The 24,827-nt window shown below is 64.0% G+C and carries 25 protein-coding genes; 16 read left to right on the plus strand and 9 right to left on the minus strand.

Annotated features, from left to right (window positions below; all coding sequences use genetic code 11):
- Positions 1-2 precede the first annotated feature (2 nt).
- Entirely contained in the window at positions 3-896 is an 894-nt protein-coding gene (locus BMI88_RS19115; RefSeq protein WP_078522738.1) for a YihY/virulence factor BrkB family protein, read from the minus strand.
- A 319-nt stretch (positions 897-1,215) separates the two neighbouring features.
- Here BMI88_RS19115 and BMI88_RS19120 point away from each other — a divergent pair, with 319 nt between their 5' ends.
- The 4 genes from BMI88_RS19120 to BMI88_RS19135 all read left to right on the plus strand — a co-directional run bounded on the left by BMI88_RS19120 (position 1,216) and on the right by BMI88_RS19135 (position 6,394).
- Entirely contained in the window at positions 1,216-3,024 is a 1,809-nt protein-coding gene (locus tag BMI88_RS19120; protein WP_078551082.1) for an alkaline phosphatase PhoX, read from the plus strand.
- A gap of 80 nt (positions 3,025-3,104) precedes the next feature.
- Complete coding sequence (locus BMI88_RS19125) at positions 3,105-4,739, plus strand: hypothetical protein (protein WP_078551083.1); 1,635 nt, start codon at positions 3,105-3,107, stop codon at positions 4,737-4,739.
- A gap of 89 nt (positions 4,740-4,828) precedes the next feature.
- Complete coding sequence (locus BMI88_RS19130; RefSeq protein ID WP_078522741.1) at positions 4,829-5,608, plus strand: MipA/OmpV family protein; 780 nt, start codon at positions 4,829-4,831, stop codon at positions 5,606-5,608.
- Positions 5,609-5,731: 123 nt separating this feature from the next.
- A complete protein-coding gene (locus tag BMI88_RS19135) occupies positions 5,732-6,394 on the plus strand; it encodes a CerR family C-terminal domain-containing protein (protein WP_168174021.1) in 663 nt (220 codons plus the stop codon).
- 51 nt (positions 6,395-6,445) lie between these two features.
- On the opposite strand, the gene BMI88_RS19140 is transcribed toward BMI88_RS19135, so the two are convergent.
- Positions 6,446-6,619, minus strand: a complete 174-nt coding sequence (locus BMI88_RS19140; RefSeq protein WP_075776656.1) for a DUF1328 domain-containing protein — start codon at positions 6,617-6,619, stop codon at positions 6,446-6,448.
- A gap of 177 nt (positions 6,620-6,796) precedes the next feature.
- Between BMI88_RS19140 and BMI88_RS19145 the strand changes: the two genes are divergently transcribed.
- The 3 genes from BMI88_RS19145 (at position 6,797) to BMI88_RS19155 (ending at position 8,719) form a co-directional block, all read left to right on the plus strand.
- Complete coding sequence (locus BMI88_RS19145; RefSeq protein WP_093477206.1) at positions 6,797-6,991, plus strand: PLD nuclease N-terminal domain-containing protein; 195 nt, start codon at positions 6,797-6,799, stop codon at positions 6,989-6,991.
- Positions 6,992-7,100: 109 nt separating this feature from the next.
- The gene (locus BMI88_RS19150) at positions 7,101-7,520 is read left to right on the plus strand and encodes a phage holin family protein (protein WP_078541429.1); all 420 of its coding nucleotides are present in this window, start codon (positions 7,101-7,103) and stop codon (positions 7,518-7,520) included.
- Positions 7,517-8,719, plus strand: coding sequence for a hypothetical protein (locus BMI88_RS19155; protein ID WP_078551085.1), 1,203 nt, complete (start codon positions 7,517-7,519; stop codon positions 8,717-8,719). Before BMI88_RS19150 ends, BMI88_RS19155 begins: the two co-directional genes overlap by 4 nt.
- 170 nt (positions 8,720-8,889) lie before the next feature.
- On the opposite strand, the gene BMI88_RS19160 is transcribed toward BMI88_RS19155, so the two are convergent.
- Positions 8,890-9,087 (minus strand): CsbD family protein, encoded by a 198-nt coding sequence (locus BMI88_RS19160; protein WP_078522745.1) that lies wholly within the window; start codon positions 9,085-9,087, stop codon positions 8,890-8,892.
- A 158-nt stretch (positions 9,088-9,245) separates the two neighbouring features.
- Between BMI88_RS19160 and BMI88_RS19165 the strand changes: the two genes are divergently transcribed.
- Positions 9,246-10,307, plus strand: a complete 1,062-nt coding sequence (locus BMI88_RS19165; protein ID WP_078551086.1) for an AI-2E family transporter — start codon at positions 9,246-9,248, stop codon at positions 10,305-10,307.
- 67 nt (positions 10,308-10,374) lie between these two features.
- On the opposite strand, the gene BMI88_RS19170 is transcribed toward BMI88_RS19165, so the two are convergent.
- From BMI88_RS19170 to BMI88_RS19185, 4 genes are all read right to left on the minus strand, one after another.
- On the minus strand, positions 10,375-11,946 hold the full coding sequence (locus BMI88_RS19170; protein WP_078551087.1) for a phospholipase D-like domain-containing protein: 1,572 nt from the start codon (positions 11,944-11,946) through the stop codon (positions 10,375-10,377).
- Positions 11,947-12,008: 62 nt separating this feature from the next.
- On the minus strand, positions 12,009-13,859 hold the full coding sequence (locus BMI88_RS19175; RefSeq protein ID WP_078522748.1) for a histidine kinase dimerization/phosphoacceptor domain -containing protein: 1,851 nt from the start codon (positions 13,857-13,859) through the stop codon (positions 12,009-12,011).
- Entirely contained in the window at positions 13,856-14,446 is a 591-nt protein-coding gene (locus BMI88_RS19180; RefSeq protein WP_078522749.1) for an RNA polymerase sigma factor, read from the minus strand. The genes BMI88_RS19175 and BMI88_RS19180 overlap by 4 nt, the downstream gene beginning before the upstream one ends.
- A complete protein-coding gene (locus BMI88_RS19185) occupies positions 14,443-14,589 on the minus strand; it encodes a NepR family anti-sigma factor (protein WP_078522790.1) in 147 nt (48 codons plus the stop codon). The genes BMI88_RS19180 and BMI88_RS19185 overlap by 4 nt, the downstream gene beginning before the upstream one ends.
- Positions 14,590-14,686: 97 nt before the next feature.
- On the opposite strand from BMI88_RS19185, the gene BMI88_RS19190 reads away from it, so the two are divergent.
- Positions 14,687-15,484, plus strand: coding sequence for a response regulator (locus BMI88_RS19190; protein ID WP_078551088.1), 798 nt, complete (start codon positions 14,687-14,689; stop codon positions 15,482-15,484).
- 95 nt (positions 15,485-15,579) lie between these two features.
- Here BMI88_RS19190 and BMI88_RS19195 read toward each other — a convergent pair whose 3' ends face one another.
- Entirely contained in the window at positions 15,580-17,478 is a 1,899-nt protein-coding gene (locus BMI88_RS19195) for a glycoside hydrolase family 15 protein (RefSeq protein WP_168174022.1), read from the minus strand.
- A gap of 170 nt (positions 17,479-17,648) precedes the next feature.
- Entirely contained in the window at positions 17,649-18,353 is a 705-nt protein-coding gene (locus BMI88_RS19200) for a GntR family transcriptional regulator (protein ID WP_078551090.1), read from the minus strand.
- 367 nt (positions 18,354-18,720) lie between these two features.
- Here BMI88_RS19200 and ehuB point away from each other — a divergent pair, with 367 nt between their 5' ends.
- From ehuB to BMI88_RS19235, 7 genes are all read left to right on the plus strand, one after another.
- Positions 18,721-19,563 carry an ectoine/hydroxyectoine ABC transporter substrate-binding protein EhuB gene (gene ehuB, locus BMI88_RS19205; RefSeq protein ID WP_078551091.1) on the plus strand — a complete coding sequence of 281 codons (843 nt, stop codon included), beginning with the start codon at positions 18,721-18,723 and terminating at the stop codon, positions 19,561-19,563.
- A gap of 76 nt (positions 19,564-19,639) precedes the next feature.
- Positions 19,640-20,305 carry an ectoine/hydroxyectoine ABC transporter permease subunit EhuC gene (gene ehuC / locus BMI88_RS19210; RefSeq protein WP_078551092.1) on the plus strand — a complete coding sequence of 222 codons (666 nt, stop codon included), beginning with the start codon at positions 19,640-19,642 and terminating at the stop codon, positions 20,303-20,305.
- A 3-nt stretch (positions 20,306-20,308) separates the two neighbouring features.
- Entirely contained in the window at positions 20,309-20,980 is a 672-nt protein-coding gene (ehuD, locus tag BMI88_RS19215; protein WP_078551093.1) for an ectoine/hydroxyectoine ABC transporter permease subunit EhuD, read from the plus strand.
- A complete protein-coding gene (gene ehuA / locus BMI88_RS19220) occupies positions 20,980-21,795 on the plus strand; it encodes an ectoine/hydroxyectoine ABC transporter ATP-binding protein EhuA (RefSeq protein WP_078522757.1) in 816 nt (271 codons plus the stop codon). Before ehuD ends, ehuA begins: the two co-directional genes overlap by 1 nt.
- Positions 21,796-21,897: 102 nt before the next feature.
- Positions 21,898-22,944, plus strand: coding sequence for a pyridoxal-phosphate dependent enzyme (locus BMI88_RS19225; RefSeq protein ID WP_078551094.1), 1,047 nt, complete (start codon positions 21,898-21,900; stop codon positions 22,942-22,944).
- On the plus strand, positions 22,937-24,112 hold the full coding sequence (locus BMI88_RS19230; protein WP_078551095.1) for a Xaa-Pro peptidase family protein: 1,176 nt from the start codon (positions 22,937-22,939) through the stop codon (positions 24,110-24,112). The genes BMI88_RS19225 and BMI88_RS19230 overlap by 8 nt, the downstream gene beginning before the upstream one ends.
- Positions 24,112-24,825, plus strand: a complete 714-nt coding sequence (locus tag BMI88_RS19235; protein ID WP_078551096.1) for an aspartate/glutamate racemase family protein — start codon at positions 24,112-24,114, stop codon at positions 24,823-24,825. Before BMI88_RS19230 ends, BMI88_RS19235 begins: the two co-directional genes overlap by 1 nt.
- The last annotated feature ends 2 nt before the right edge of the window (positions 24,826-24,827 follow it).

Genomic DNA, 24,827 nt, shown 5'->3' on the forward strand with positions numbered 1-24,827 from the left:
ACTTATGACGAGGATGCTTCCTTGGCCTTAGCCTCGTCGTCGCCCTCAATCGCGTCGCGGAGTTTCTCTTGCGCGCGACGCTTGCGAAAGGCGGCGAGCTCGGCGTTCAGCGCGGCCCCCATCAGCACCGAAAAGGCGCTGAGATAGAGCCAGACGAGAAGCGCGATCACCGCCCCGATCGAGCCGTAGATCTTGTTGTAATTGCCGAAATTCGACAGGTAGAAGGTCAGCCCGATCGAGCTGAGCCCCCAGAGCGCCGTCGCCAGCACCGCGCCGAGCGTCAGGATCGGATCGCGCTTGCCCTCGGTATTGGGCCCGTAGCGATAGAGAATTCCGAGCGCGGTCAGCATCAGCAAAAGCATCGCCGCCCAAGGCAGACCCGAGAGCAGAATCTTGGAATATTCGTGGAAGGGCAGGAAGTTGATGACGACGGGCACGACGACGACCGTCGCCATCGCGGCCAGCATCACGCCGACCAGCGCGATCGTCATCAGGTAGCCCATGATGAAGCTCCAGATCGTAGCCCGAGGCCGGGTGCCGTGGATCACGTTGAGGCTGAGCACCAGCGCGGCGACGCCCGCGCGGGCCGAGAACAGGGTCACGGCGGCAGAGAACATTACGCCGAGCCCGATTGTCGCGCGCGGCCCGATCAGCCAGTTCTGGATCTGGTCGTTGATCAGCGCATAGGCTTCGGGCGGAATGAAATCATCCGCCACGTTGAGATAGGTGCGGATCACGGTCGGATCGGCAAACGCGCTCCAGAGCGCGATGGTTGCGGAGATGCCGGGGAAGATCGCGAGCATGGAATAGAAGGCGACCCCCGCTGACACGAGGGTGATATTCGATTGGAACAGCCGCCCGAACAGGCTGACCGCGAATTTCGCCGTTTCTCTCACGCGCTACTCCTCGTTTCATTCACCATTGCTCAAGCCCCGCGTGATCGCAACGCGGCGCCCGCGCTTTGCTGAAAGCTGTTGCGTCTCAGGCGCTTGGCGTCGCGCGGGCAGGATCGTGCCTGTGCCAGCCAGGGCCGAAAACACAAAATCATGCTGGAATAGGGTCTATTTTTAGCGACCGCTGATGTCAGTGCGGGCCGAGCCACGCGGGCCCTCCGCCCGTGGTCGAGGCCAGGATCACGAAAGCGCCAGATTGTCACAAAAGGGAATCACTTCGCCGTTAGGAGCGTCGTGAACGCAACTAGCCAAGGGATCAGCCATGTCGCTTCGTACGACCCTCCTCCAAGCCACCGCTATCGCTGTGCTGCCGTTTGCGGCGCATGCCGGTGACATCTCTTTCTCGCCCGTTCCTTTCGCCAAGGACGACGCCGCCAAACGTCAGGCTATCGCCTCCGACACGGTCACCATCGACGGCAAGGACTACAAGATCGGCTATCACGTGATGGCGCGCTCGGGCGACAAGATCGGTGACAACACCTTCGCCCTGCTGACCGACAAGGACGGCAACCCGGTCAAGTCGGCCGACGGCTCCGAGCATATCTCGGATTCCGCCGATTTCACCTCGCTCCTCCGCCAGGGCGACAAGCTTTATTCGGTGACGCATTTTGAATCGCGCCCCGGTGCGATGTATCTCAGCGAAGTCGAGCAGGATGCGGACGGCAACCTGAAGCTGGTCTCCACCAAGCCGATCGACTTTTCCGAATATCACGGTCTCTGGGTGCCCTGCGCGGGGTCCGTGACGCCGTGGGAGACCCATCTGGGCTCGGAAGAATACCCGGCCGATGCGCGCGCGATCGAAGCGGCGACCTCGCTCGACGAGATCGACGATTACGACTTCCCGATGGTGCGCTATGCGGGCGTGAACCCCGAGGGCATGAGCCTCGAGCAGTTCCGCGACGCGTATAAGCCCTATCGCTATGGCTACCCGACCGAGATCACCGTCTCGGAAGACGGCTCGGCCAAGGCTGACAAGCATTTCGCGATGGGCCGCGTGGCTGTCGAGCTGGCCTATGTCATGCCCGACCAGAAAACCGCCTATATCTCGGATGACGGCACCAATGTGGGCCTGTTCCGCTTTGAAGCCGACACCGCAGGCGACCTGAGCGCCGGGACGCTGTACGCGGCCAAGTGGAACCAGACCTCGGCAGAAAATGGCGGCGCGGCCGATCTGGAATGGGTCGATCTGGGCCATGCCGACGATGCGACGATCCAGAAGGCGATCGAAGCCGGCACCCAGTTCTCGGATCTCTTCGAGACCGCCGAGATGGGCGAAGACGGTTCCTGCGCCGACGGGTTCTCTGCTTCGAACGCCGAAGGCAATCCCGAGTGTCTGAAGGTCAAGGACGGCATGGATGCGATTGCCTCGCGTCTGGAAACCCGTCGCTACGCTTCGATGAAGGGCGCCACGACCGAGTTCCGCAAGATGGAAGGCATCACCTACGATGCCGACAAGCATCAGATGTATCTGTCGATGTCGGCTGTCGAGAAGGGCATGGAAGACGGTGCCAAGCAGGATCTGGGCGGGATGAACGCGATCAAGCTGCCGAAGAACAAGTGCGGCACGGTCTACTCGCTCTCGCTGGACGACAAGTTCACCGCGACGAAGATGATGGGTCTGATCTCGGGCAAGCCGCTCACCGAAGAGCACAAGGTCAAAGCACAGGACGCAAGCTGCGATCCGGCCCATGACATGTGCGGCGACACGGCCGAGCTGAACAGCTGCGATATCAATGGCATCGCGAACCCGGACAACATCACCTACATCCCGGGCTACAACACGCTGATCATCGGTGAAGACACCGGTTCGGGCCACCAGAACGACGCGATCTGGGCGATGAACACCGACACCAAGGAGCTGACCCGCATCGTGTCGACGCCCTACGGTTCGGAAACCACCTCGACCTACTGGTACCCGAACGTCAACGGCCACGGCTACCTGATGGCGGTCATCCAGCACCCCTATGGCGAGAGCGACGAAGACAAGCTGACCGACCCGGCGCAGGCGCGTGCCTATGTGGGTTACGTCGGTCCGTTCCCGCAGATGGATGCCACCGCGAAGACCCAGTAACGGGCGCTCGCGAGACATTTCTGGCGAGGCCCGGCGGAGACCCGGGCCTCGCCTTTTCTTTCAAGACTGAGGACTGACGCATGCTGCGGATTTCGATTTTGGCGCTGCTGAGCACGACCACGATGGCGGGGGCGGTCGATCTGAAGACCACGGTGCTGGACAATCCGACGGCCTATATTCCTCCGCAATGCTATACCAAGACGGAAGACACGGCGGGCGAGGTGCATAACCCCTGCCAGACCTGTCACACCTATCCGCGTCATCCCAATTATGTGCGCGATGCCGATCTGCAAACCGAATATGCGTTTCCGGGCCCGGCGCTCGAGAACCCGTGGCGCAACCTCTTCGTGGATCGCCGCGCCGAGGTGGCCGCGACCGACAGTGCCGAGATCCGCGCCTATGTGCGGCAGGACAATTACCACGATGCGGCGGGCGGGATCGCCTTGGCTACGAGGCTCGCCGATCCGCCTGCGGCCTGGGACGTGAACGACAATGGCGAATGGGACGGCTATATCCCCGACGTGCAATTCGCCTTCGACGACGAGGGGTTCGACCGCAGACCCGATGGCAGCCTGACCGGCTGGCGCGCCTTTGCCTATCAGCCGCTGCCCGGCACGTTCTGGCCGACCAATGGCTCGACCGATGACGTGATGATCCGTCTGCCGGAGGCGTTTCGTCAGACCGCTGAGGGGGGCGAGGATGTCACCATCTACAAGACCAACCTCGCGATCGTGCAGGCGCTGATCACCCGTGCCGATGTCGCGATCGAGCCCACTGATGAGGCCGCGATGGGCCTCGATCTGGACCGCGACGGGGTGATGGGGCGGGCGGAGGCGGTGAAATTCGCCTTCGCGCCGCTCGGTGGGATCACGATGCATTGGGCCGGGCGCGCGGGTGCCGAAGGTGCTCAGCTTGCCGCCGGGCTTTATCCCAAGGGCACGGAATTCGTGCATTCGGTGCGCTATATCGACCCGACGCCCGAGGGCATCGAACTGGCGGCGCGGCTGAAAGAGCTGCGCTACATGGTCAAGACGGATTGGGAGAGCTATGCCGATCTGGAAGAGACCGCGCTGGCCGAGTTGAAGGAAGACAGCGCCTTTCCCGACCGGACCAAGCAGTTCTTCGGCAGTTCCGAAACCGGTGTCCCCAACACGTTCGGCTGGCGGCTGCAGGGGTTCATCGAGGATGCGACGGGCGATCTGCGCCCGCAGAGCTTCGAGGAAACCGTGTTCTGCGTCGGCTGTCATGGCACGCTGGGCGTGAACGACGATTCCACCTTCGCCTTCGCGCGCAAGCTGGGCAAGGAGGCTTATCGCGGCGGCTGGTATCACTGGACGCAGAAGGGGCTGGCTGGCACGCCCGACCGAGTGCGCGCCGATGGCAGCGGCGATTACGCCCATTACCTGAAGACCAACGGGGCAGGGGACGAGTTCCGCGCCAATGCCGAGCTCATCGAGGATTGGCTGGAGGCGGGCAAGCTGCCGCCCGAGAAAGAGGCGGCTTTGGCCGAGGATATCGGCCCGCTGATCCTGCCCACGCCGGAGCGTGCCGATGCACTGAATGCGGCCTACCGGATGATCGTGCGCGACCAGAGTTTCACCCAAGGACGCGATGCGACGGTCGCCCCGGTGGACGGCACAGTCTGGCGTGAAGTGGAGCAGGATCAGCCCACAGGGATCGAGGAAATCGCCCAGCCGTGGTATAAGCGCCGCTAATCTGAACCAATCTGCGCCAGCCGATTGCGTTTTTCGCCGCCAATTGGCAGTGTTTGCGCAAATCGGTACATTTTTTCGGGAGCGCCATCATGGCAAAAGTCATCCGCCAACTTTCCGCAAGCGCCGCAATCGCGGTCGCTGCTGTCTGCACCGCCGCGAGCGCGCAGGCAGAAAGTGGCGTGACCTTCACCATCGGCGCGGGCGCACGCTATGCCCCGTCCTATTTCGGCGCGGATCATTACGACACCAGCCCCACCGCGAAGGTGAAGCTCAACAGCTTCACGCTGCAGGGGATGCGGTTCGGCTCGGATGATCCGAATTACGAAAAGCTGGGCCCGAACGTGCATGGCTCCTTCCGCCTCGTCGGCGGTCGTAATTCCAGCGATTATTCGGAGATCGCGGGTCTCGACGATGTCACCACCTCGCTCGAACTGGGGCTCGGGCTTGGCTATCAGGCGCCGCAATGGGGCGCCTTTGCCGATATGCGCTACGGCGTGGTCGGGCATAACGCCGTGGTCGCCGAAATCGGCGCCGACTGGAAGCCGATCAAGACCGACAATTTCAAGCTGAGCATCGGTCCGCGCGTCTTCTATGGCTCGGGCCTCTACAACCGCACCTATTTCGGCATCAGCCCGTCGGAATCCACGGCGAGCGGTCTGGCGGCCTATTCGCCCGATGGCGGCCTCGTCTCGACCGGTCTGGAACTGTCGGCGACCTACCAGCTCGGGAATGACTGGGCGGTCGAGGGCAAGCTGAACTACGATCGCCTGCAGGGCGATGCGGCGGACAGCCCGATCGTGCAGCAAGGCTCGCGCGAGCAAAGCTCGGTCTCGCTGATGCTGACCCGCCGGGTGAGCTTCCCGTTCTGATCGGGCCAAAGCTTCCTACGAGACACGTAAAGCCAAGCCGCATGGGTCGCCCGTGCGGCTTGCTTTTTTCGGGCGTCGCCGCGCATGTTGGCGGCAGATTTCCTCTCCAGACGTGATGCGCCGATGACCCAGACACAGCCGCAAGCCCGCGATGGCACCGCGCGCGCCCTGATCGAAGCCGGGATGCGCCTGTTCGGGACGAAAGGGTTCGCGGCCACCTCGACGCGGGAACTGGCCGAGGCGGCGGGCGCGAATGTCGCCGCGATATCCTACCATTTCCAAGGCAAGGAAGGGCTGCGCCGCGCCTGTGCGCTGGAATTCGTGCGGCGCATGGAAGAGGTGATGCGGCCTCTTGGCCCCCCGGAGGCGCTGTCGCCCGAGGCGGCGGAGGCGGAGCTCAAGGCGCTGATGGAGGCGATGATCTCGCGCATCCTTACGCAGCCGGATGCGGCCTCGATGATCGGCTTCGTGATGCGCGAAGTGACCGAAGGCGGCGAGACGCTCGATATTTTCTATGATCGCCTGATCTCGATCGTGCATGGGCGTCTGCTGGCGCTGGGGGCACGGGCGAGCGGAACCTCGGAGGACGATGCGGAGAGCGCGCTGCGGGTTTTCGCGATGATCGGGCAAGTGCTTTATTTCCGGCTTGGCGCGGAGGTCGTGCGCCGCAAGATGGGATGGTCGGAGATCGGCGCGGCGGAGGCTTCGCAGATTTCCCGGGTCGTCGCAGACAATCTGGATGCGATGCTGGCGCAGGCGCGCGCCAAGACCGCCCCCGACACATGAAAAAGGCCGCCCCGACGGGAGCGGCCTCGAAAATTCCTAGCGTCTTCGCAGTTATACCGGCGGTTTGCCTTTTACCGCCCGGGCGACCATGGCCACCACGAACAGGATCAGGAAGACCACGAAGAGGATCTGTGCGATCCCGGCAGATGCGCCTGCGATGCCGCCAAAACCGAGCGCCGCGGCAATCAGCGCGATAACGAGAAAGGTCAGAGCCCAACCAAGCATGGGTATTCTCCTTCGGATGTTGCGTACATTAGCGCTGAGTGCTGCGCTTTCATGACATCCAAACGTGCCGTTTTCCCGAAAGTTCCATTACCCTGAGTCAGTAAATCCGCGGAACATCGTGCGCTTTCCGGCGTTTGGGCGGCGATTCACAACCTCACGAAAAAGGGAGATGGGGACATGGAAATGAATATGACGGGCCTCGGCGGCTTTTGGGGTATCTTACTTCTCGCACTTGATATCTGGGCGCTGGTCTCGATCGTCGGGTCGAATTCCAGCACCGGCAAGAAAGTGCTCTGGGCGCTTCTCGTCTTCTTCCTGCCGCTGATCGGTTTCCTGATCTGGCTGGTGGCCGGGCCGCGCGCCTCGAAGTGACGAAATCAAGGGGGGCGGCTGCGGAGAGCCTCAAGGAACCGCATTCCCCAACCCGCGTTGGAACCACAGAAATCGCGGCAAGAGGCCGTGACATGTTTGGGAGAGGTCGATGAGTTACCACGAGACCGAAGAACCTGACGGCCACGAGGGCCGGGGAACGGTGACCGATTTGCTGAACCGGGTGATCGAGCAGACGCGCGAGATCGCACGGACCGAGGCGGAATTGGTGCGCGCCGAAGCTGCCCATCGGGCGGGTCTTGCGCGCAATGCCGTCATTCTCGGCGCGGTCGCCCTGGTTTTCGCGCTCGGTGCGATCTTCCCCCTGACGCAATCCGCCATCTACGGGCTGGAATGGGCCGGCCTCGACCGGGGCCCCGCGACGTTGATCGTCGGCGTGGTGCTTCTGATCCTCGGCATCATCGCGGCGCTCATTGCCGCGTCGAAGCTGCGCAAAGTGTCGAGCCCACCCACCCGTCTCAAGGAAAACCTGTCTGCTGACGCGCAGGCGCTTAAGGAGAGCTTCAAATGACCGAGAAGAAAACCATTGAGGAAATCGAGAACCGTCTGCGCCAGGACCGTGCCGATCTCGCATCGACGCTCGGCGATCTGACCGGCCGCATCGCGCCGGACTATCTCTCCGATCAAGTGTCGCAAGTCGTGCGCGACTACGCGGCGCCGGCTGCGCGCAGTGCCGAACAGGCCGTGCGCAAGAACCCCGTGGCCTTCGCCCTCGCGGGTGCCGGTATCGCATGGTTCCTGCTGCGCCAGCGCAACTCCGCCACCGTCGAGGAAGAAAATCTGGTCGCCGATGCCGATCCGCTCGTGATGCCGAGCGAAGCGGGCGCCGATGGCTGGATCGACGAGATCGACACGCTGCGCCACGATGCGTCGGTGCGTCTCGAAGATCTCGAGGCCGAACAGCGCAGCTCGACCGACAAGGCGCGCGACTTCGTCAAGGAGCGCTCCGAGGTGATGCAGAAGTTCGCGAGCGACCTGCGCAACTCGCTGTCCTCGGGTCTGAGCGACCTCAACGAAGATGCGCGCGACCGCGTGGTGCGGGCCCGTGAAAGAGCCTATTCCGCCCGGATTCGCCTGCAGGACGGTGCGACCCAAGCCGGGTCGACGAGCAAGCAGATGGTCAAGGATCACCCGCTGATCGCCGCCGCTATCGGCTTCGCCATCGGTGCCGCGATCTTCAACGCGGTGCCCAAGCCGGACGTCAATGTCAGCCGCCGCAGCTTCGGCCCGCGGGCGAACCGTCTGTTCGACGAGGCCGAGCGCCTCTACCGCGACGAGAAGCGCCGCGCGGGAAAGGTTGCCGACCAGTTCACCGACGAGCTGAAGCGGACCGCACGTTCGGTGATGAGCTCGGCGGGTGACGAGGCGCGCAGTGCTGCACGCGACTTCGGCGATCAGGCGATGGCCGCAGGCGAGCAGCTGATCGACCGCCTCTCGCGCCAGCTTGCTCAGGAAGCCAACCGCGCGCTGCGTGATGTCGGCCAGTCGCTGCAGAAAGGCGAAGAGGAAGTGCGCGCCGGGGCCCAAGAGGCCAAGGATGCCGCGAAGTCCAAGGCCGAAGAGGTCGCGTCCAAGGCTGAGGCGAAGACTCACGAGGCGGCCGAGAAGGTGAAGGCGAACCATTCCTCCTCCTCCTCCTCCTCCTCGTCCACGTCGAGCGCGTCCTCGACCAACCCGACGTCCTCGTCGGCGCCGAAAACCACCCACTGATCCGATCGGTGGACCTGATTGGAAAAGGCCGGGCCTCGCGCCCGGCCTTTTTGCTTGGTGGCTCATGGCGCTCGCTGCGCGTGACCGACCCGCAAAAGAGAACCGGCGCCGCAATCTCTGCGACGCCGGTTTATGCTGTTTTACGCTGGAATAGGGTCTAATTCCGAAGCTCAGACCGAGCTCGACCAGGTGTCGACTTCGCGCTCGGCGTCCTCTTTCGTCTTGCCGTATTTCTTCTGGATCAGGCCGACCATCTGCTCGCGATGGCCTGCGGCCTCCTCAAGCTCGTCGTCGGTCAACTCGCCCCAGTTCTCGCGGGCCTTGCCCTTCATTTCTTTCCAGCTGCCTTTAATCTGATCCCAATTCATGGCGTCGCTCCTTTCAAGATGAAGACGCGGGTCTCGGCGTCGTCCATCAACGTTTCGCCGGGGGCGATGTTCCTGTGGGTGAGGGCGCAAAAACTCGGGAACTGCGGGGGCTCCAGCGGCGTTAGCTCGCGAAACCCAAGAGGGAAGTAATTCTCGAAATGCATCGCCTGGAGACCCTGTCGCGCATCGCCATGATCGCGATCGCTGTAATCGCTGTCGTGGCTGCGCTTAGCCAGGTGGAAAGCTTGCTCGCCCCCGTCGTGCTCGCGCTCGTCGTTGGGATCGTGCTTTCACCAATTTCCGATGCATGGGAGAAAAGAGGTCTGTCGCCTGTCTGGGGGGCACTTACCTCGCTCGTTATTTCTCTGATGATCGCCGTGCTGCTGGTTCTCGTGATCCAGCCGGTGATCGCGGAGCTGATGCGTCAGGCGCCGAAGGTGATGGACGACATGCGCTCCACCATCATTCACATGCGCCACATGTTCCAAGGCATTCAGGACGCCTCGAAGGAGGTGAGCGATGCGATCACGCCGGCAAAGGATGCCGCGCAGGATGGCGGTGGCAATGGCGACAAGAGCGCCGTGCCGGACGCCAAGGATCTCGTCATGCTCGCCCCGGCCATCATTGCGCAGGGGCTGATCTATATCGGGGCGCTGTTCTTTTTCCAGCTCTCGCGGACCGAGATTTACAACTGGATCGCAAAGCATCTTGCGGAGCCGGCGAGCCGCGGCGCGACGGCTGCGCGGCTGCGCAAGGCGGAGACGCGGGTGTCGCATTATTTCCTCACGATCACCGTGGTGAATGCCGGCCTCGGGCTGGCGGTGGGCGTCGCGATGCAGCTGATCGGGCTGCCGAATGCGCCGCTCTGGGGGCTGGTGGCCTTCCTGATCAACTACATCCTGTATCTCGGCCCCGCGGCGCTGATTATTGCGCTGGGATTTGCGGGCGTGGCCACGTTTGACGGGATCCGGGTGATCCTGCCGCCGCTGATCTACGTCATGCTCAACGCGACCGAGGCGCAATTCGTGACTCCGGCCGCGATCGGGCGGCAGATGCGGCTCAATCCGCTTCTGGTCTTCCTGTCGCTGACCTTCGGGATCTGGCTCTGGGGGCCGCTGGGCGGGATCGTGGCGATTCCGCTGCTGCTCTGGGCGTTGGTGCTGACCGACAGCCTGCCGGATCCGAAATCCGAGGCGGAGCAGAAGCTCGAAACCAACTGAAAACAGAACTGATCCGGCGCGGCCCGCCCCAGATGAGGCGACGTGGCCCGCGATCCGCCAGTGCGGATCAGACCATCTCTTCGGGAATGAATGGCAGCTTGCGCGCAATTTTGCGCGCGGCTTCCATGTCGTAGGGGAGCACGAAGCCTTCCCGGTCCTCGGGGGCTTTGGTGCCGTTCTCGCGTGCGAGTTCGGTCCAGGCCGAGACCGCGCGCGTCGGGTCGAAGAACGCCTCTTCCGGCGCGGGCGGCAGCCAATGGCGCATCAGGCGACGGCGCATGGCCGGGATGCCGTCGTTGCGGCGTAGATAGACGCCCGCCTCGCTGTCCCAGTGCAGCGACCGGCCGTTGAGGTTCGCGGAGGTGATCAGCGCCGCGTCCTCGTCGAAGATCGAGACTTTCGCATGGACGTAGATCAGCGGCGCGCCACCGGTGCGCATCGCCCCGTCATCGTCGGGAGCGGCGAGGCGCGGCTCCGCCGGGCAGCCGATGAACAGGCGGCTGCCGAAGGCTTCCCGGATCGTATCCAGCGCGCGGACCTGAAGATACTCGCCATAGCGCACGTCGCTGGTCGGGCGGTCGGCCAGCATCAGCGTCTCGGGCACGGCGGGCAGCATCAGGATCAGGTTGAGATTGGGGTTCTCGCGCGCGGCGCGGGCCAGATGATTTGCGAGGTTGCGCGAGCGGAAGAACTGGCTTTCGAGATAGATCAGCTTCTGCGCGCGCGCGATCAGCATCTCATGCGCGTTCTCGATCTCGGTCCGATAGAGCTTCGGCCCGATCCGGAAGGTCGCGAATTTGCGCCGCTGCGAAATCGTGCGGAGCAGGCGGCGCGGCGGTTTTGCGAGTTTGTCGCCGGCGCAGCTTTCGTGGAACGTCTCCAGATGGGCCTTCGCCTCGGCGACCACGGGGCCGGTCATCATCAGCTGCACATCGTGCCAAGTCATCTCGCCGTCGCGCTCGTGCACGGGCGTGTCGAAGCGGCGATTGTCGAGATCCAGCCCGCCGATATAGAGCTTCTTGTCGTCGAACACGGCAAGCTTCTGGTGATGCGTCGCCGGGAACAGTTTCGGCGGCGCGCCGCGGAACTTGCGGTGAATTTTCTTGTCCGATCCGGCCTTGAGATATTCCCGCAGCCCCGGCATGTCGCGCATCGCCGTCAGCCGCTTGGCCTCGTCCATCCCGTTGAGCCAGCTCGCGTGGTTGCCGAGCTTGTAATAGACATAGGGCCAGAAGATCGTGCGCGGCAGGATGCCCGATTGCGCCGGGTGCATCAGTGCGCGCAGCCGCAGATTGGCGTTCGGCCCGGCCAGTTCGCGCGCGGCGCAGAACATGCGGATCGACGACCACGTCATGCGGTGCAGCTCGGGCTTGGCGCAGGGGTCGAAGTCGGTCAGGTCGATCTGCATCGCCACGCCACGTTTCAGCAGGTGGATGATCAGGTCGAACCAGGTCGCGCCGATGGCGCGCCCGCGATCCGATTTCAGCTTCGTGTTGAGGTCGAAGACGCGGAAGGAGGCGTGGATAGAATGACGCGAGTCGAGGAAAGCATCCTCGAGCACAGGGTAAGCCTCGGCTGCTGTCAAAAGCAGTCTTACGCGGCTCTCGGCGTGAACTCCGGCTTGTTTAAGACGTTCCATGCGGCTCGTTTTTTCTGAACGGCCGCGAAGGTGACCAGAGGTCGCCGCGGCAGGTATCTCACTCAATTGCTCTCTTCAGAAACTGTTTCGTGTTTCCGAGATTTCAAGCGCTCTTCGTGACGCAATTCGCTCTCGACCAGGGGGCGCAATGTGAAGTCCGCATTGAGCAGGTACTCGTCGTCTGTGGTCTCGATCTCGATCGTGCCGGAGAGCTGTTGCACGAAGGCGTTGACCAGTTGCGATCCCAGCCCGGTGCCGTCCACAGCCTCCAGCGGCGGGGCGTCCTTATCGACGGTGTTGCGCACGCTGAGACGCGCCTGCATCCCTTCGAGCTTGGTAAGCGAGATATCGAGTTTCGGTTCGCCATCGCGGGCGGAGGCGTATTTCATCGCGTTGGTCATAGCTTCGGTCAGTAGAAGCGAGAGCGGCACGGCCTGATCGGGCGTCAGGTGAATGTCGTCGATATGGCAGTCGACCGAGACATGGCGGCCCGGCCCAGTCGCGAGACGGGTGATCTGGCGCACGATATCGGGCAGCAGCTCCTGCGCGCGGATATCGGTGAGCCCGGAGGTCTGGTAGAGGCCGCGGTGGATCGTCGCGAGCGAGATGACCCGCTCCTGCAGCGATTTCATCAGCCCCTTGGCTTCGGGCGTGCGCGCCTGCCGCATCTGCATGTTGATGATCGAGGCGATGAGCTGGAGGTTGTTCTTCACCCGGTGGTGGACCTCGCGGAGCAGCACTTCCTTGTGGTGCACCATGTCTTCGAGTTCGGCCTCGTCATGCAGGATGGTCTCGGTCATCCGGTCATAGGCTTCGGCGAGGTCGCGGATTTCCGAGGGGGCGGTCGAGAGGTTGAGATTGCCCACGATCCGGCTGCCGGTGGCGAAGCTGGTGATCGCGCTCGACAGTTTGCGGACATGGCCGATGACCAGTTTCTGCATCGCGAAATAGGCGACCAGCAGGCTCGCCATCCACATCAGCGCGGGGAACAGCACCGGCGAGATATCGGCGAAGGGGCTCAGCGCGGAGGCCGCCTGTGCGGGCCAGCTGCCGAGTGCGTAGAGTTGGTCGGGGACGAGTTCGACGACGGAGTAGACCCGCTCTATGCCGCGGTTGGAATCTCCCGAAAAGGTCACCGCGCCATTGCCCGCCAGCAGTTTCAGCGAGCGGTCGACGGGCAGGTGCGACTGCGTGTTCGCCAGCCCGTCCGAGGAGGTCAGGATCGTGCCCTCCCGGTCGAAGGTCATGATCACCAGCGGCCGGTCATCGGCGAGCTTCGGTCCGTCCTTCGCCAGCGAAAGCGAGGAGTGGCTCATCGAGATCGCGATGATCCCGATATGATCGCCGGCCGCGTTGTAGACGGGATGGGCCACGCCCAGCACCGAGGTGCCCGACACCGGCGCATCGCGATTGACGTAGAAGCTGGTGCGATCCGCGGTCATCATCCTCTCGAAGATGTCCTGACCTTTGAAATCGTAACTCTTGCCCGAGTTCGAGCAGCTCATCTTGCCGCTGTCGGGAATGAAGGCGACCAGCGAGAACTCGGGGAAAGCGCCCGAGATTTGCCGCATCCAGTTCGAGCAGGCCTCGTCACTACCGACGAGCGGTTGGACGGTGCTGGCAAGGACGCGGGCTGCATCCTGCGCGTGCTGGATCACCCGCGTCTCGCCTGCGACGGCGCGCATCGTCTCGCCCATCAGGGCAGCCTCGGAGCGCGCCTGCGCTTCGCGAACGACCGAGGTCGATTGCAGCACGGCGATGATCAGAAGGGGGAAGAGCGCGACCGCCAGCATGAAGGCCAGACGCACGCCAAGCCCGTCAAAAAAGGGAATGACGCCCCGTTTCCGAGCTTGAAACGGGGCGTGGTCACTGTAGTGCTCGTCGTCTGCCGCTTTCGCGGCTTCCGAATTCATGCGGCGGCAACTCCGGATTTGCCCATCACGGCCAGCGAATTTCGATCCGAGCCGGACAGAATGTCTTCACCTTCTTCCAGCCCGAGCATCTCCGCAAGCCGGGCGCGGGCTCGGTTGGCACGACTTTTCACCGTCCCGACTGCGACGCCCATCATTCCGGCGGCTTCTTCGTAGGAGAAGCCCGATGCGCCGACGAGGGTCAGAACCTCGCGGTGTTCGGGGCTGAGCTGATCGAAGGCCACGACGAAATCGTTCATCGCGAGACGTCCGTCATGCGCAGGTTTCTCGTAGAGCGAAGCCGCGTGGATACCCTCGGGGTCTGCAACCTCGCGCTTACGCTTTCGGCGGTCCGAGTAGAAGGTATTGCGCAGGATCGTGAAGAGCCACGCACGCAGGTTCGTGCCGCGCTCGAATTTCTCGATATTCGACCATGCCTTGACGATCGTGTCCTGCACGAGGTCGTCGGCAGAGGCCGAATTCCGGGTCAGCGACAGGGCGAAGGCGCGCAGGGCCCCGAGATGATCGGGCAGTTCCTCACGCGGATCGCGGGCTTCGGTAGACGAGTTGGCTTTGGAGGACGAAGTCATTTTTCGCCCTCCTTCGCCTTGAGTTGCGCCAGCAAGTCTTTGAACCGATCTGGCACTTCTTCCTGAAGCGCCTCCTCATAAACCTTCTTCAGGTTTTGATTGATCTGGTCCCTGATACTGGACTTAGGCTTTTCGTCTGCCATATCACTATACATCCGGTTTCGATCCCACTCATTTTGCACGGAACCGAACGCGGGGCCAGAGAGTTTGGTTCCCGAAAAAACGCAAAAGGGGGTTTTCATGTCCGAAGACATCGCCGGCACCATCGGAGCCAACCTGCCGTATCTGCGGCGCTACGCCCGAGCCCTTACCGGCAGCCAGGACAGCGGCGACAGATACGCCGCGGCTACGCTCGAGGCTATCCTCGAAGACACTTCGCCTTTCGAGAATAACGATCCGAAGCTCGCATTGTTCCACGCCTTCCATCTGGTCTGGGCCTCCGCGGGCGCACCGCTGGGCGAGCCGGACAACCGGCTGTCGGCACGCGCGCAGGATCACATGTCGACGCTGACGCCGAACACGCGCGAGGCGCTTCTGCTGCACTCGATCGAGGGTTTCCGCGTCGAGGAGATCGGCACGATCATGCAGGTCGACACCGACGAGGCGAAGGAACTGATCGACATCGCGATCCGCGAGATGGAAACCTCCGTCGCGGGCAAGGTGATGATCATCGAGGACGAGGCCATCATCGCGATGGATATTCGTGCCATCGTCGAGGATATGGGGCACCAGATCACCGGTATCGCCCGGACCCGGACCGAAGCGGTGGAGCTTGCTTCGACCGACAAGCCCGACCTGATCCTTGCCGACATTCAGCTGGCGGATAATTCCTCGGGGATCGATGCGGTGAACGACATTCTCGCACAGTTCGGCAACGAACTTCCCGTAGTCTTCATCACGGCCTTCCCGGAGCGTCTGCTGACCGGCGAGCGGCCGGAACCCGCCTTCCTGATCACCAAGCCCTACACCGAAAGCCAAGTGCAGTCGGCGGTCAGCCAAGCGATGTTCTTCTCCTCCACGGAGACGCTTGCGGCCTAACGGCGGGATCAGGCGAAACACATGAAAAAGGCGGCTCCGGGGATCGGGGCTGCCTTTTTTTCACATGCGGGTCGTGCGGCTTTTTGTGAAGGCGATCAGCCCTTCACGGCCGAACGATAGGCGGTGATCGCCGCGATCATCCCCGCGTGGGACAGGCCTTGCGGGAAGTTGCCCAACTGCGCGCCGGTCTCCGGGTCGTGTTCCTCCGCCATCAGGCCAAGATCGGTCATGGCTTTCAGCATCCCCTCGATCTGGGTCTTCGCATCGTCGATCCGCCCCGCCCGCACGAGGTAATCCGCCGCCCAGAAGCCGCAGGCGTTGAAATACCCCTCGACGCCAGGCAGCCCGTCTTCCCGCAGGTCGTAGCGCCGCAGATGGACGCCCGTGCCGAGCCGCTCGCGGATCGCGGTGTAGGTCGCGGCCATCTTCGGATCGTCCGCGGCGATCACCCCGATGCGCGGCATCAGCAGAACGCTCGCATCGAGCCAGTCCTCGCCAATCGCGCCGGTGAAGGCGCCGATCGCTTCATTCCAGGCTTCTTCCCGGATCAGCGCCTCGATCGCGGCGCGCTCGGCCTTCCAGAGCTTCGTGTCGGCATCGATCACGCCGCGTTCGACCAGCGCGATGACGGCATTCAGCGCGCCCCAGCACATCGCCTTGGAATAGGTATGATGGCGGCGTGGGTCGGGCATTTCCCAGATGCCGTTATCGGGGCGGGTCCATTGCGAGACCACGACATCGGCGAAATTCACAAGCCGGATACCCTCGCCGGGATGCAATTCGCCGCCCGCTTCGACATAGGCGCGCGCGGCCATGATCATCGAGCCGTAAGCGTCGAGTTGCAGTTGCGTCGCAGCGCCGTTGCCAAATTGCACCGGGGCCGAGCGGCGATAGCCCTCGACCGTCTGCAGCCTGTGCAGCGAGACGTCGCTGTCGCCCCGCACCGTGTAGAGCGTGCCCAGCTCTGGCGCCGTTTCGCGCGTGGCCGCCATCAGCCAGCGGAAGAAGGCGTCGGCCTCTCCGGTCAGACCCTGATCGAGAAAGGCATGCAGCACGAAGTAAGCATCGCGCAGCCAGCAATAGCGATAGTCGTAATTGCGGATACCGCCGACCACCTCCGGCAGGCCCATCGTCGGCGCGGCGATCACGGCGCCGGTGGGGGCGTGGATCAGCAGCTGCAGCACCATCAGCGAGCGTTTGAGCGCCCCGGAGAACGGCCCGTCGCCGAAATCCGTCTTGGACTGCCGCTTGCGCCATGCCTCGCGGGTCGCGGCGAGCGCCTTGTGGGCCGCGTCCATTCCCCCGACGTGACCGTGGCCGCCTTGGGTGATCGTGAGGGTGACGTAGCCTTCTTCTCCGGCGGCGAGGGTGCCACGCCCGTTGAGCCGGCCCGAGCCTTCGATCTCCAACTCGATGGAGCTGTCGATCAGGACGATGTCGCCGTCTTGCGTGAATTGCCAGCTGCCTGGGCCGCGGCGGATGAAATCGGGGGTGTTCAGCGCGTAATCGCAGCGTGGGGCGATGCAGATTTCGACCTCCGCCGCGCCTTCCTGCGCCTCGATCAGCCGCACGACGGAGCGCCCGAAACTCGCCGCCTCTTCGAGCGAGTCCGGGAGGTTCATGAAGTCGGTGACTTTGAGTTGGCCGCCCTCGGTCGGGTGGGTCGTGGTCAGGATCGGGCCGTGGTCTTCATAGGCGCGTTTCGCCGCGCTTGGGCGAGCTGCATCCGGCACCGGGCCAACGTAGAACGTCCCGCCGCGAAACTGGTCGAGCAGCCGCCCGAAGACCGGATCGCCGTCGAAATCGGGGCCGCAGAGCCAGTCGATCGCGCCGTCGCGGGCCACCAGCGCCGCCGTGCGCGTGTCCCCGATCACCGCGTAATCGCCAATCGGGAGATAGCCCCGGCGCCCTTCGAGAAAGCGCAGCGGCGGGCTGTCCGGATCGGGCGTGGTCTTCGCGGATCGGTCGGCGGAAGGGTGGGTGAGATCGGTCATGGAATGCATGTCCTTCGTCGGCGCCTCCGGGCGTCGCCCCCGGAGACAATCACATCCCTCTCAGTGATCGAACGGACCCGCCGCGCCGCAGTTCCTTGAACAAACCGTGTGCGTTCGAGAGCCGCGCGCGGGGTAAACCCGGTCGTGGGGGCTGCGGCCCCAGTCGTCCGCTAGGGCGCTTTGATCAGGACGGGCATCCGCGCGAAGCTCATGGAGATATGGCCGCGCCGCATATGGCCGAGCGCATCGAGATCGCCGAGCCGCAAGGCGCGCAGGATGTCGCGCAGCTCGTCATTGTAGATCTCGATCTCCTGCATCAGGTCGATCTGCGAGGCGGTGACCTGCTGCAGCCAGATCCGGGCCGTGCGGAAATACAGCGCCGCCGACATCGCCCGGAGCGGCGCATTCGCGGTCAGCTCCAGCAGGCCGAGGAACGTGTCGCGGTCGAGCTCCGAGAAGGCGCGGGCGGTGGGCGCGTCGGCAAGGGCGCGACCGCGCTCCTGCAGCGTGACGAAACGGGCGATCAGCGCGGCGCTGGGCGGCACCGGATCGAGGGTCGTCTGCAGCACCGCGAGTTCGCGACGCAGCCGGAAAACCTGTCCTAGTTCGGTGTAATCGACATCGGTGACGAAGGTGCCGACCCCATGCATCGAGCGCAGCATCCCTTCATCCTCGAGACGCGCCAGAACGCGGCGCAGCGGCGTTCGCGAGATGCCGAATTCGGAGGCCAGCGCGGTCTCCGACAGGCGCATGCCGGGCGGGTAGTCGAGCAGGCAGATGCGGCTGCGAACTTCGTCGTGGATCAGGTCGTAGCGGTCGCGGGCGCGCAGCCGCTCCGGGTCGGTTTGCCGGGGGATCAGGGGTGTCTCTTGCATAGGGTTTTGCTGTCTCTTCGCGCGAGGGCCATGATCGGCGGCGGCGGCGCGCAGGTCAATCTGCTTCGTATCAGCTGCCCAAGGCGGATTTTGTCCGCACATACGGAGTTTCATTGCGCAGCGTAAACCGCGCGAGGCGGCAGTGAGGGCCGGCGCAGGTGCAGGCGCGCGCCGCTTCCCTCCTCAAAGCTCCAGCATTGGTGCACAACATTTGCGCGCAGCCCACTTCGAGCACACGATATCTGCATGACAACCTAGTATAATCAATGTGATCGGCTTGACACTCCGGGAAATCTCATAGGTGTTGTGTACATCAAGCGTGGAAGGCTTTCGGCTTTCCATAAACAAGAGCCAACAGGAGAGACGCATGAAATCGATTTGGAAATCTGTCGCCGCTGCCGGTATGGGCCTCGCCATGAGCGCCACCGCCGCACTGGCCGGACCCCTGATGGACCGTATCAATTCGGGCGAGCCGATCCGCATCGGCTTTGCGAACGAAGTTCCGTGGGCCTATCCGGGCGAAGACAACAAGCCGCTGGGCTTCGTGAACGCCTATGTTCTGGGTGTGCTCCACGAGATGGGTTATGACAACATCACCCCCGTCGTGACCGATTGGGGCGGGCTGATCCCGGGCCTCAACGCGAACCGCTTCGACATGGTCACCGGCGGTCTCTACATCCTCAACTCGCGCTGCCAGAACGTCGCGTTCTCGGAGCCGATGGCGAAGGTGGGCGATGCGTTCATCGTGCCGAAGGGCAACCCGAAGGACCTGAACAACTACGAGCAGGTCGCCAAGGCTGGCGCGACCTTCGTGACGGGTGCGGGCTACAACCAGGTGGAATCCGCAGCCAAGGGCGGAATCGAAGACAGCAATGTCATGACCGTGCCGGGCCCGACCGAAATCCTCGCCGCCGTGAAAGCGGGTCGTGCGGATGCAGGTGGCGTGACCTATTTCACCGCGCAGAACCTCGCCAAGCAATCGGACGGTTCGGTTGAAGTGTCGGATGTGAGCCAGCTTCCCGAATGGACCCAGAACTGGGTCGGCATCGGCTTCCGCAAGGCGGATCAGGACTTCGTCGACAAGTTCAATGAAGCCCAGAAGAAGTATCTCGGTTCGGATGCGATGATGAAAGCGGTCGGCGAGTACGGCTACTCGAAAGGCAACCTGCCGGGCGACAAGACCGCCGCAGAAGTCTGCGAGATGCGCTAAGCGCAGCTGCTGAAGACATGGACGGGCCAGCGCATGGCCCGTCCATTTTGACATTCACCGCCGGGGCGGGACGGGAATGAGTTACATAGAATTTTTGAAAGAATACGGGCCGCGCTTCTGGGACGGCACGCTCGTGACGGCGGGGCAGTTCTTCCTGGCGTCCGCCCTGGCGATCGTCATCGCGCTTGTTGCCGGGCTGATGAAGCTCTCGCGCAACGGGCTGATCCGGGGCATCGCCGTCGTCTATATCGAAATTTTCCGCGGCACCTCGCTGCTGGTCCAGTTGTATTGGATCTTCTTCGTGCTGCCGCTGTTCGGATTGACGCTGCCGAAATTCACCGCAGGTTTCGTCGCGGTGGGGATGAACCTCGGGGCATACGGCGCCGAGCTGGTGCGCGGTGGCATCCAATCCGTGCCGAAAGGGCAATGGGAGGCGGCCTATGCGCTGTCGATGAGCCCGATGAGGCGGATGTGGCGGATCATCCTGCCGCAGGCTTTCGTCAATATGCTGCCGCCTTGGGGCAACCTGCTGATCGAACTGCTGAAGAACACCGCGCTGGTTGCGCTGATCTCCGTGTCGGACCTGATGTTCGAAGCGAAGCAGATCAACGGCTCCACCTTCCTGTCGGCGCAGACCTTCGGCACCGCGCTGATCATCTACTACGTCTTCGCGCGCTTCATCGTGACGCCGTTCATGCGCTGGCTGGAGCTGGTCATGCGGCGCAAGCTGGGGAGGGCCTGATCCATGGGGTTCAACTGGAATTGGGAATTCACCTGGGAAATCCTGCCCAAGCTGCTGCATGCGACGCTCAACACGCTGATGGCGGCTGGCTTCGGCTATGCGATCGCGGTGGTGCTGGGCATGATCTTCGCGCTCGCCCAACGCACGCCCTACTGGGTGCTGACCAAGGTCGTGCGCGAATTCATCGAGTTCATCCGCTCGACGCCGCTGATCCTGCAAATCTTCTTCGTCTATTACGTCGGCCCGCAATTCGGCCTGAAGCTGGGGCCGTGGACGGCGGGCATGATCGCGATCGGTCTGCACTATTCGGCCTATCTGTCGGAGGTCTATCGCGGCGGTCTCGACGCGGTGCCGAAAGGCCAATGGGAGGCCTGCACCGCGCTGAACATGTCGACCCGCGACACCTATTGGCGCATCGTCATCCCGCAGGCCATTCCGCCCGCGCTGGCGGGGATGGGCAATTACCTCGTGGGGATCTTCAAGGACACGCCGATGCTCTCGGTGATCGGGGTGGCCGAACTGATGCACACCGCGAATGCGATCGGCTCGTCGAGCTATCGCTATCTCGAACCCTATACGCTGGTGGGGGTCATCTTCCTCGCCATCTCGCTTCCCACCGCTGCCCTGATCCGCGTCTTCGAGGATCGCGTGCGGCGTAAACTCGGATTGAAATGATGGAAGACCTTTCGAACTATCCGCTCGAACTGACGGGCGACAATGTGCCGATGGTGCGGTTCCTGAAAGTCACCAAGCGCTATGGCGATCTGGTGGTGCTCGACCAGCTCGATCTCGACGTGGCCGAGGGGGAAATGGTCACGATCATCGGCCCCTCCGGCTCGGGCAAGACGACCGTGCTGCGGATGCTGATGACGCTCGAGACGATCAACGAGGGCGTGATCTACGTGGACGGCAAGCCGCTGACTCATATGGAGAAAAACGGCAAGCTGGTGCCCGCGGACCGCAAATATCTGCGCAAGGCGCGCAGCCAGATCGGCATGTGCTTCCAGCATTTCAACCTCTTCCCGCATATGACCGCGCTGGAGAATTGCATGGAAGGCCCGGTGCAGGTGCTGGGCATGAAGAAGGCCGAGGCGCGCGAACGGGCCGAGGAACTGCTGGAGCTCGTGGGCATGTCCGACAAGCGCGACCAGCATCCCTCGCGGCTTTCGGGCGGTCAGCAGCAGCGCGTCGCAATCGCGCGGGCGCTGGCGATGCGCCCCAAGGTGATGCTGTTTGACGAGGTGACCTCCGCGCTCGACCCGGAGGTGATCGGCGAGGTGACCAACGTGATCCGGTCGCTGGTGGAGAAGCACAATCTGACGATGCTGATGGTGACGCACCAGATGGGCTTCGCGAAGGACATCTCGGACCGGGTCTGCTTCTTCTTCGACGGCAAGATCGAAGAGCAGGGCGCCCCCGAGGATCTGTTCGGCAACCCGCAGAAAGAGCGCACGCAGCAATTCCTCTCGGCGGTGAAAGAGGCCGACTGACGCGCCTCACGATTTCGCGCAATGGCCTTTCTGAAAAGGTCATTGCGTGCGCGGACGTCTCGTTGCCTTATGGGCCTGCTTCCATCGCAGCGAGGGGCCGAAATGCCGATCATCATAGACAATCCCTGGCGCGGTGACGGGCTCGACCCGGATGGCATCCAGCCCATCGCGGATGCGTCGGGCGTGGCCAGCCTGCTCGCCCAATGTCCGGCACATCGCGAGACCCCGCTGCGTGCGGCGCCCGAGATTGCGCAGCTTGCCGGGGTGAGCGAGGTCTGGATCAAGGACGAGCGTGAGCGCATGGGGCTCGGCAGCTTCAAGGCGCTGGGCGCGGTCCATGCGATCGCCCGGGAGGCGGCGGCGCGCGCCGAGGGTGGTGACCTGCAAACGGCCCTCTCCGGTGAGACCTATGTCGCGGCCAGTGCAGGCAACCACGGTCTCTCGGTCGCGGCAGGCGCGCGGATTTTCGGGGCCCGCGCGATCATCTATCTGGCCGAGACCGTGCCCGCCGCCTTCGCCGCACGGTTGGAGGCACGCGGGGCCGAGGTCGTGCGGGCTGGCGCGGAGTATCAAGCGAGCATGGAGGCCGCCGAGACAGCCGCCGCGGAGAATGGCTGGACGCTTCTGTCGGACAGCTCGTGGGAGGGCTATGTCGATCTGCCGCTGCGGGTGATGGAGGGCTACACCCAGCTTGCCGCCGAGGCCGTCGCGCAGATCGACGCGCCGCCGACGCATATTCTTTTGCAGGCCGGGGTGGGCGGTCTCGCGACCGCCGTGGCCGCCCATGCGCGGCTCGCTTGGGGCGACGGGCCTGAGATCATCGTGGTCGAACCCGATGCGGCGCCTGCGCTGATCGAGAGCATTCGCGCAGGCCATCTGGTGAGCACGGAAGGGCCGGTCTCCGCGATGGGGCGGCTCGATTGCAAGACGCCTTCGATGGTGGCGCTGGCCGGGCTGTCGCGCGATGCGGATCGCTTCGCCACGATCACCGAAGCCGAGGCGCAGTCCGGCGTGGATGTCCTCGCAGCGCACGGGCTGGCCACGACGCCTTCGGGCGGGGCCGGGCTGGCGGCTTTGCTTGCCAGACTGTCGCTGGGACCGGAGGCGCGAGTTCTCGCGATCCTCAGCGAAGGCCCGGAAGATGGCTGAGCGCTCGCTCATCTTCCCGGCGGAGGAGTTTCGCGCCCGCGTCGGCCGCCTACAGGCCGAGATGAGCGCACAGGGTCTGGATGCGCTGTTCCTGACCTCGGCTGCGGATATCTTCTACGTCACGGGCTTCCTGACCCGGTTCTGGGAAAGCCCCGCGCGCCCGTGGTTCGTGATCGTTCCGGCCAGCGGTGCGCCGGTCGCGGTGATCCCCTCCATCGGGGCGGAACTGATGGGCCGCACATGGATGACGCAGGTTCGCACTTGGGATGCGCCCGACCCTGAGGATGACGGGGTGAGCCTGCTTGCCGAGACGCTCTGCGATCTGCTGCCCGAGAGCGCGCGGATCGGGGTGCCGATGGGGTTGGAGACGCAGCTGCGGATGCCGCTGGCGGATTACGCGCGGCTCGGGGAGCGTATCGCGCCGCGGCGCTTCATCGACGGCACCGCCGCGATCCAGCGGGTGCGCGAAATCAAGAGCGCGGCCGAGATCGAGAAGATCCGCACGGCCTGCGCCATCGCGGGCCGCGCCTTCGCCCGTGTGCCGGAATTCGCGGGGCCGGGGCGCCCGCTCGACGGCATCTTCCGCGCCTTCCAATCGGCGCTTCTGGAGGAGGGGGCCGACTGGGTCAGCTATGTCGCCGGGGCGGCGGGGCCGTCGGGCTATGACGATGTGATCTCGCCCGCCGGGCCCGAGCCGCTGCAAACCGGCGATGTGCTGATGCTGGATACCGGCGCGGTGCGCGACGGGTATTTCTGCGATTTCGATCGTAATTTCTCGGTCGGTCCGGCGTCGGAGACGGTGCGGCGCACCCATGCCGCGCTCTGGGAGGTGACCGAGGCGGTGATGGCGGAGCTACGGCCCGGGATGCGGGCGCATGATGCGCATCGTCTGCTTGTCGAAGGGCTGGCGGCGCGTGGTGTCACGGCGGGCGGTGGGCGTCTGGGCCACGGGCTGGGGGTCACGCTGACGGAATGGCCGTCCTTCACTCCGCGCGACGACACGGAGCTGCGCGAGGGCATGGTGCTGACGCTGGAACCCGGCGCGTGGGTCGAGACTGCGGATGGCCCGCGCCGCCTGTTGGTCCATGAGGAAAACATCGTCCTGCGTGCGACCGGGGCGGAACTGCTGTCGCCGCGCGCCCCCGAAACCCTGCCGGAGCTGAGCTGATGGCCGATTTCCCCTATCGTCTTCGCGAAGACGCCGCGCCCACGATGGGGCTGATCGTGCTACGTGTGGACGAGACCATCGAGGACGAATTCCACCGCTACATCCCGCCGGGTGACGCGCGGATGCATGTCACGCGCGTCTTTTCCGGCGACGATCTGACACCGTCGAGTATCGCCGAGATGGAGCGCGCTTTGAGCGGCGCGGCGGCGCTGCTGCCGCCTGCGGCGAAGTTCGATGTGGTGGGCTATGGCTGCACCTCTGGCGCGGCGCTGATCGGGCCGGACGAGGTACGGGCGAATGTCATGGCGGGCGTCACCACGCGGCATGTGACCGATCCGCTGAGCGCCGCGCTGGCGGCGATCTCAGATCTGGGGTTGGAGCGGGTGGGGATTGTCTCGCCCTATGTCGCCTCGGTCGCGGAGCCTCTGCGGGCGGCCTTCGTCGCTGAAGGGATCACCGTGCCCGCGACGCTGTCTTTCGGTGAGGAGGTGGAGGCGCGGGTGGCGCGGATCGATCCGGCCTCGATCGCGGAGGCCGCGCGGAGCCTTGCGGGGCAGGCCAAGCTGGACGGCATTTTCCTGTCCTGCACCAACCTGCGTACGCGGCGGATTTTGCCGGAGCTGAAAGCGGAGCTCGGGATGCCGGTGCTCAGCTCAAATCAGGCGCTGGCCTGGCATATGCGCAAGCTCGCGGGGCTCGGGGAGCCGGAGTGAAC

Source organism: Thioclava sp. F36-6 (assembly GCF_002020305.1).
Lineage (GTDB): Bacteria > Pseudomonadota > Alphaproteobacteria > Rhodobacterales > Rhodobacteraceae > Thioclava > Thioclava sediminum.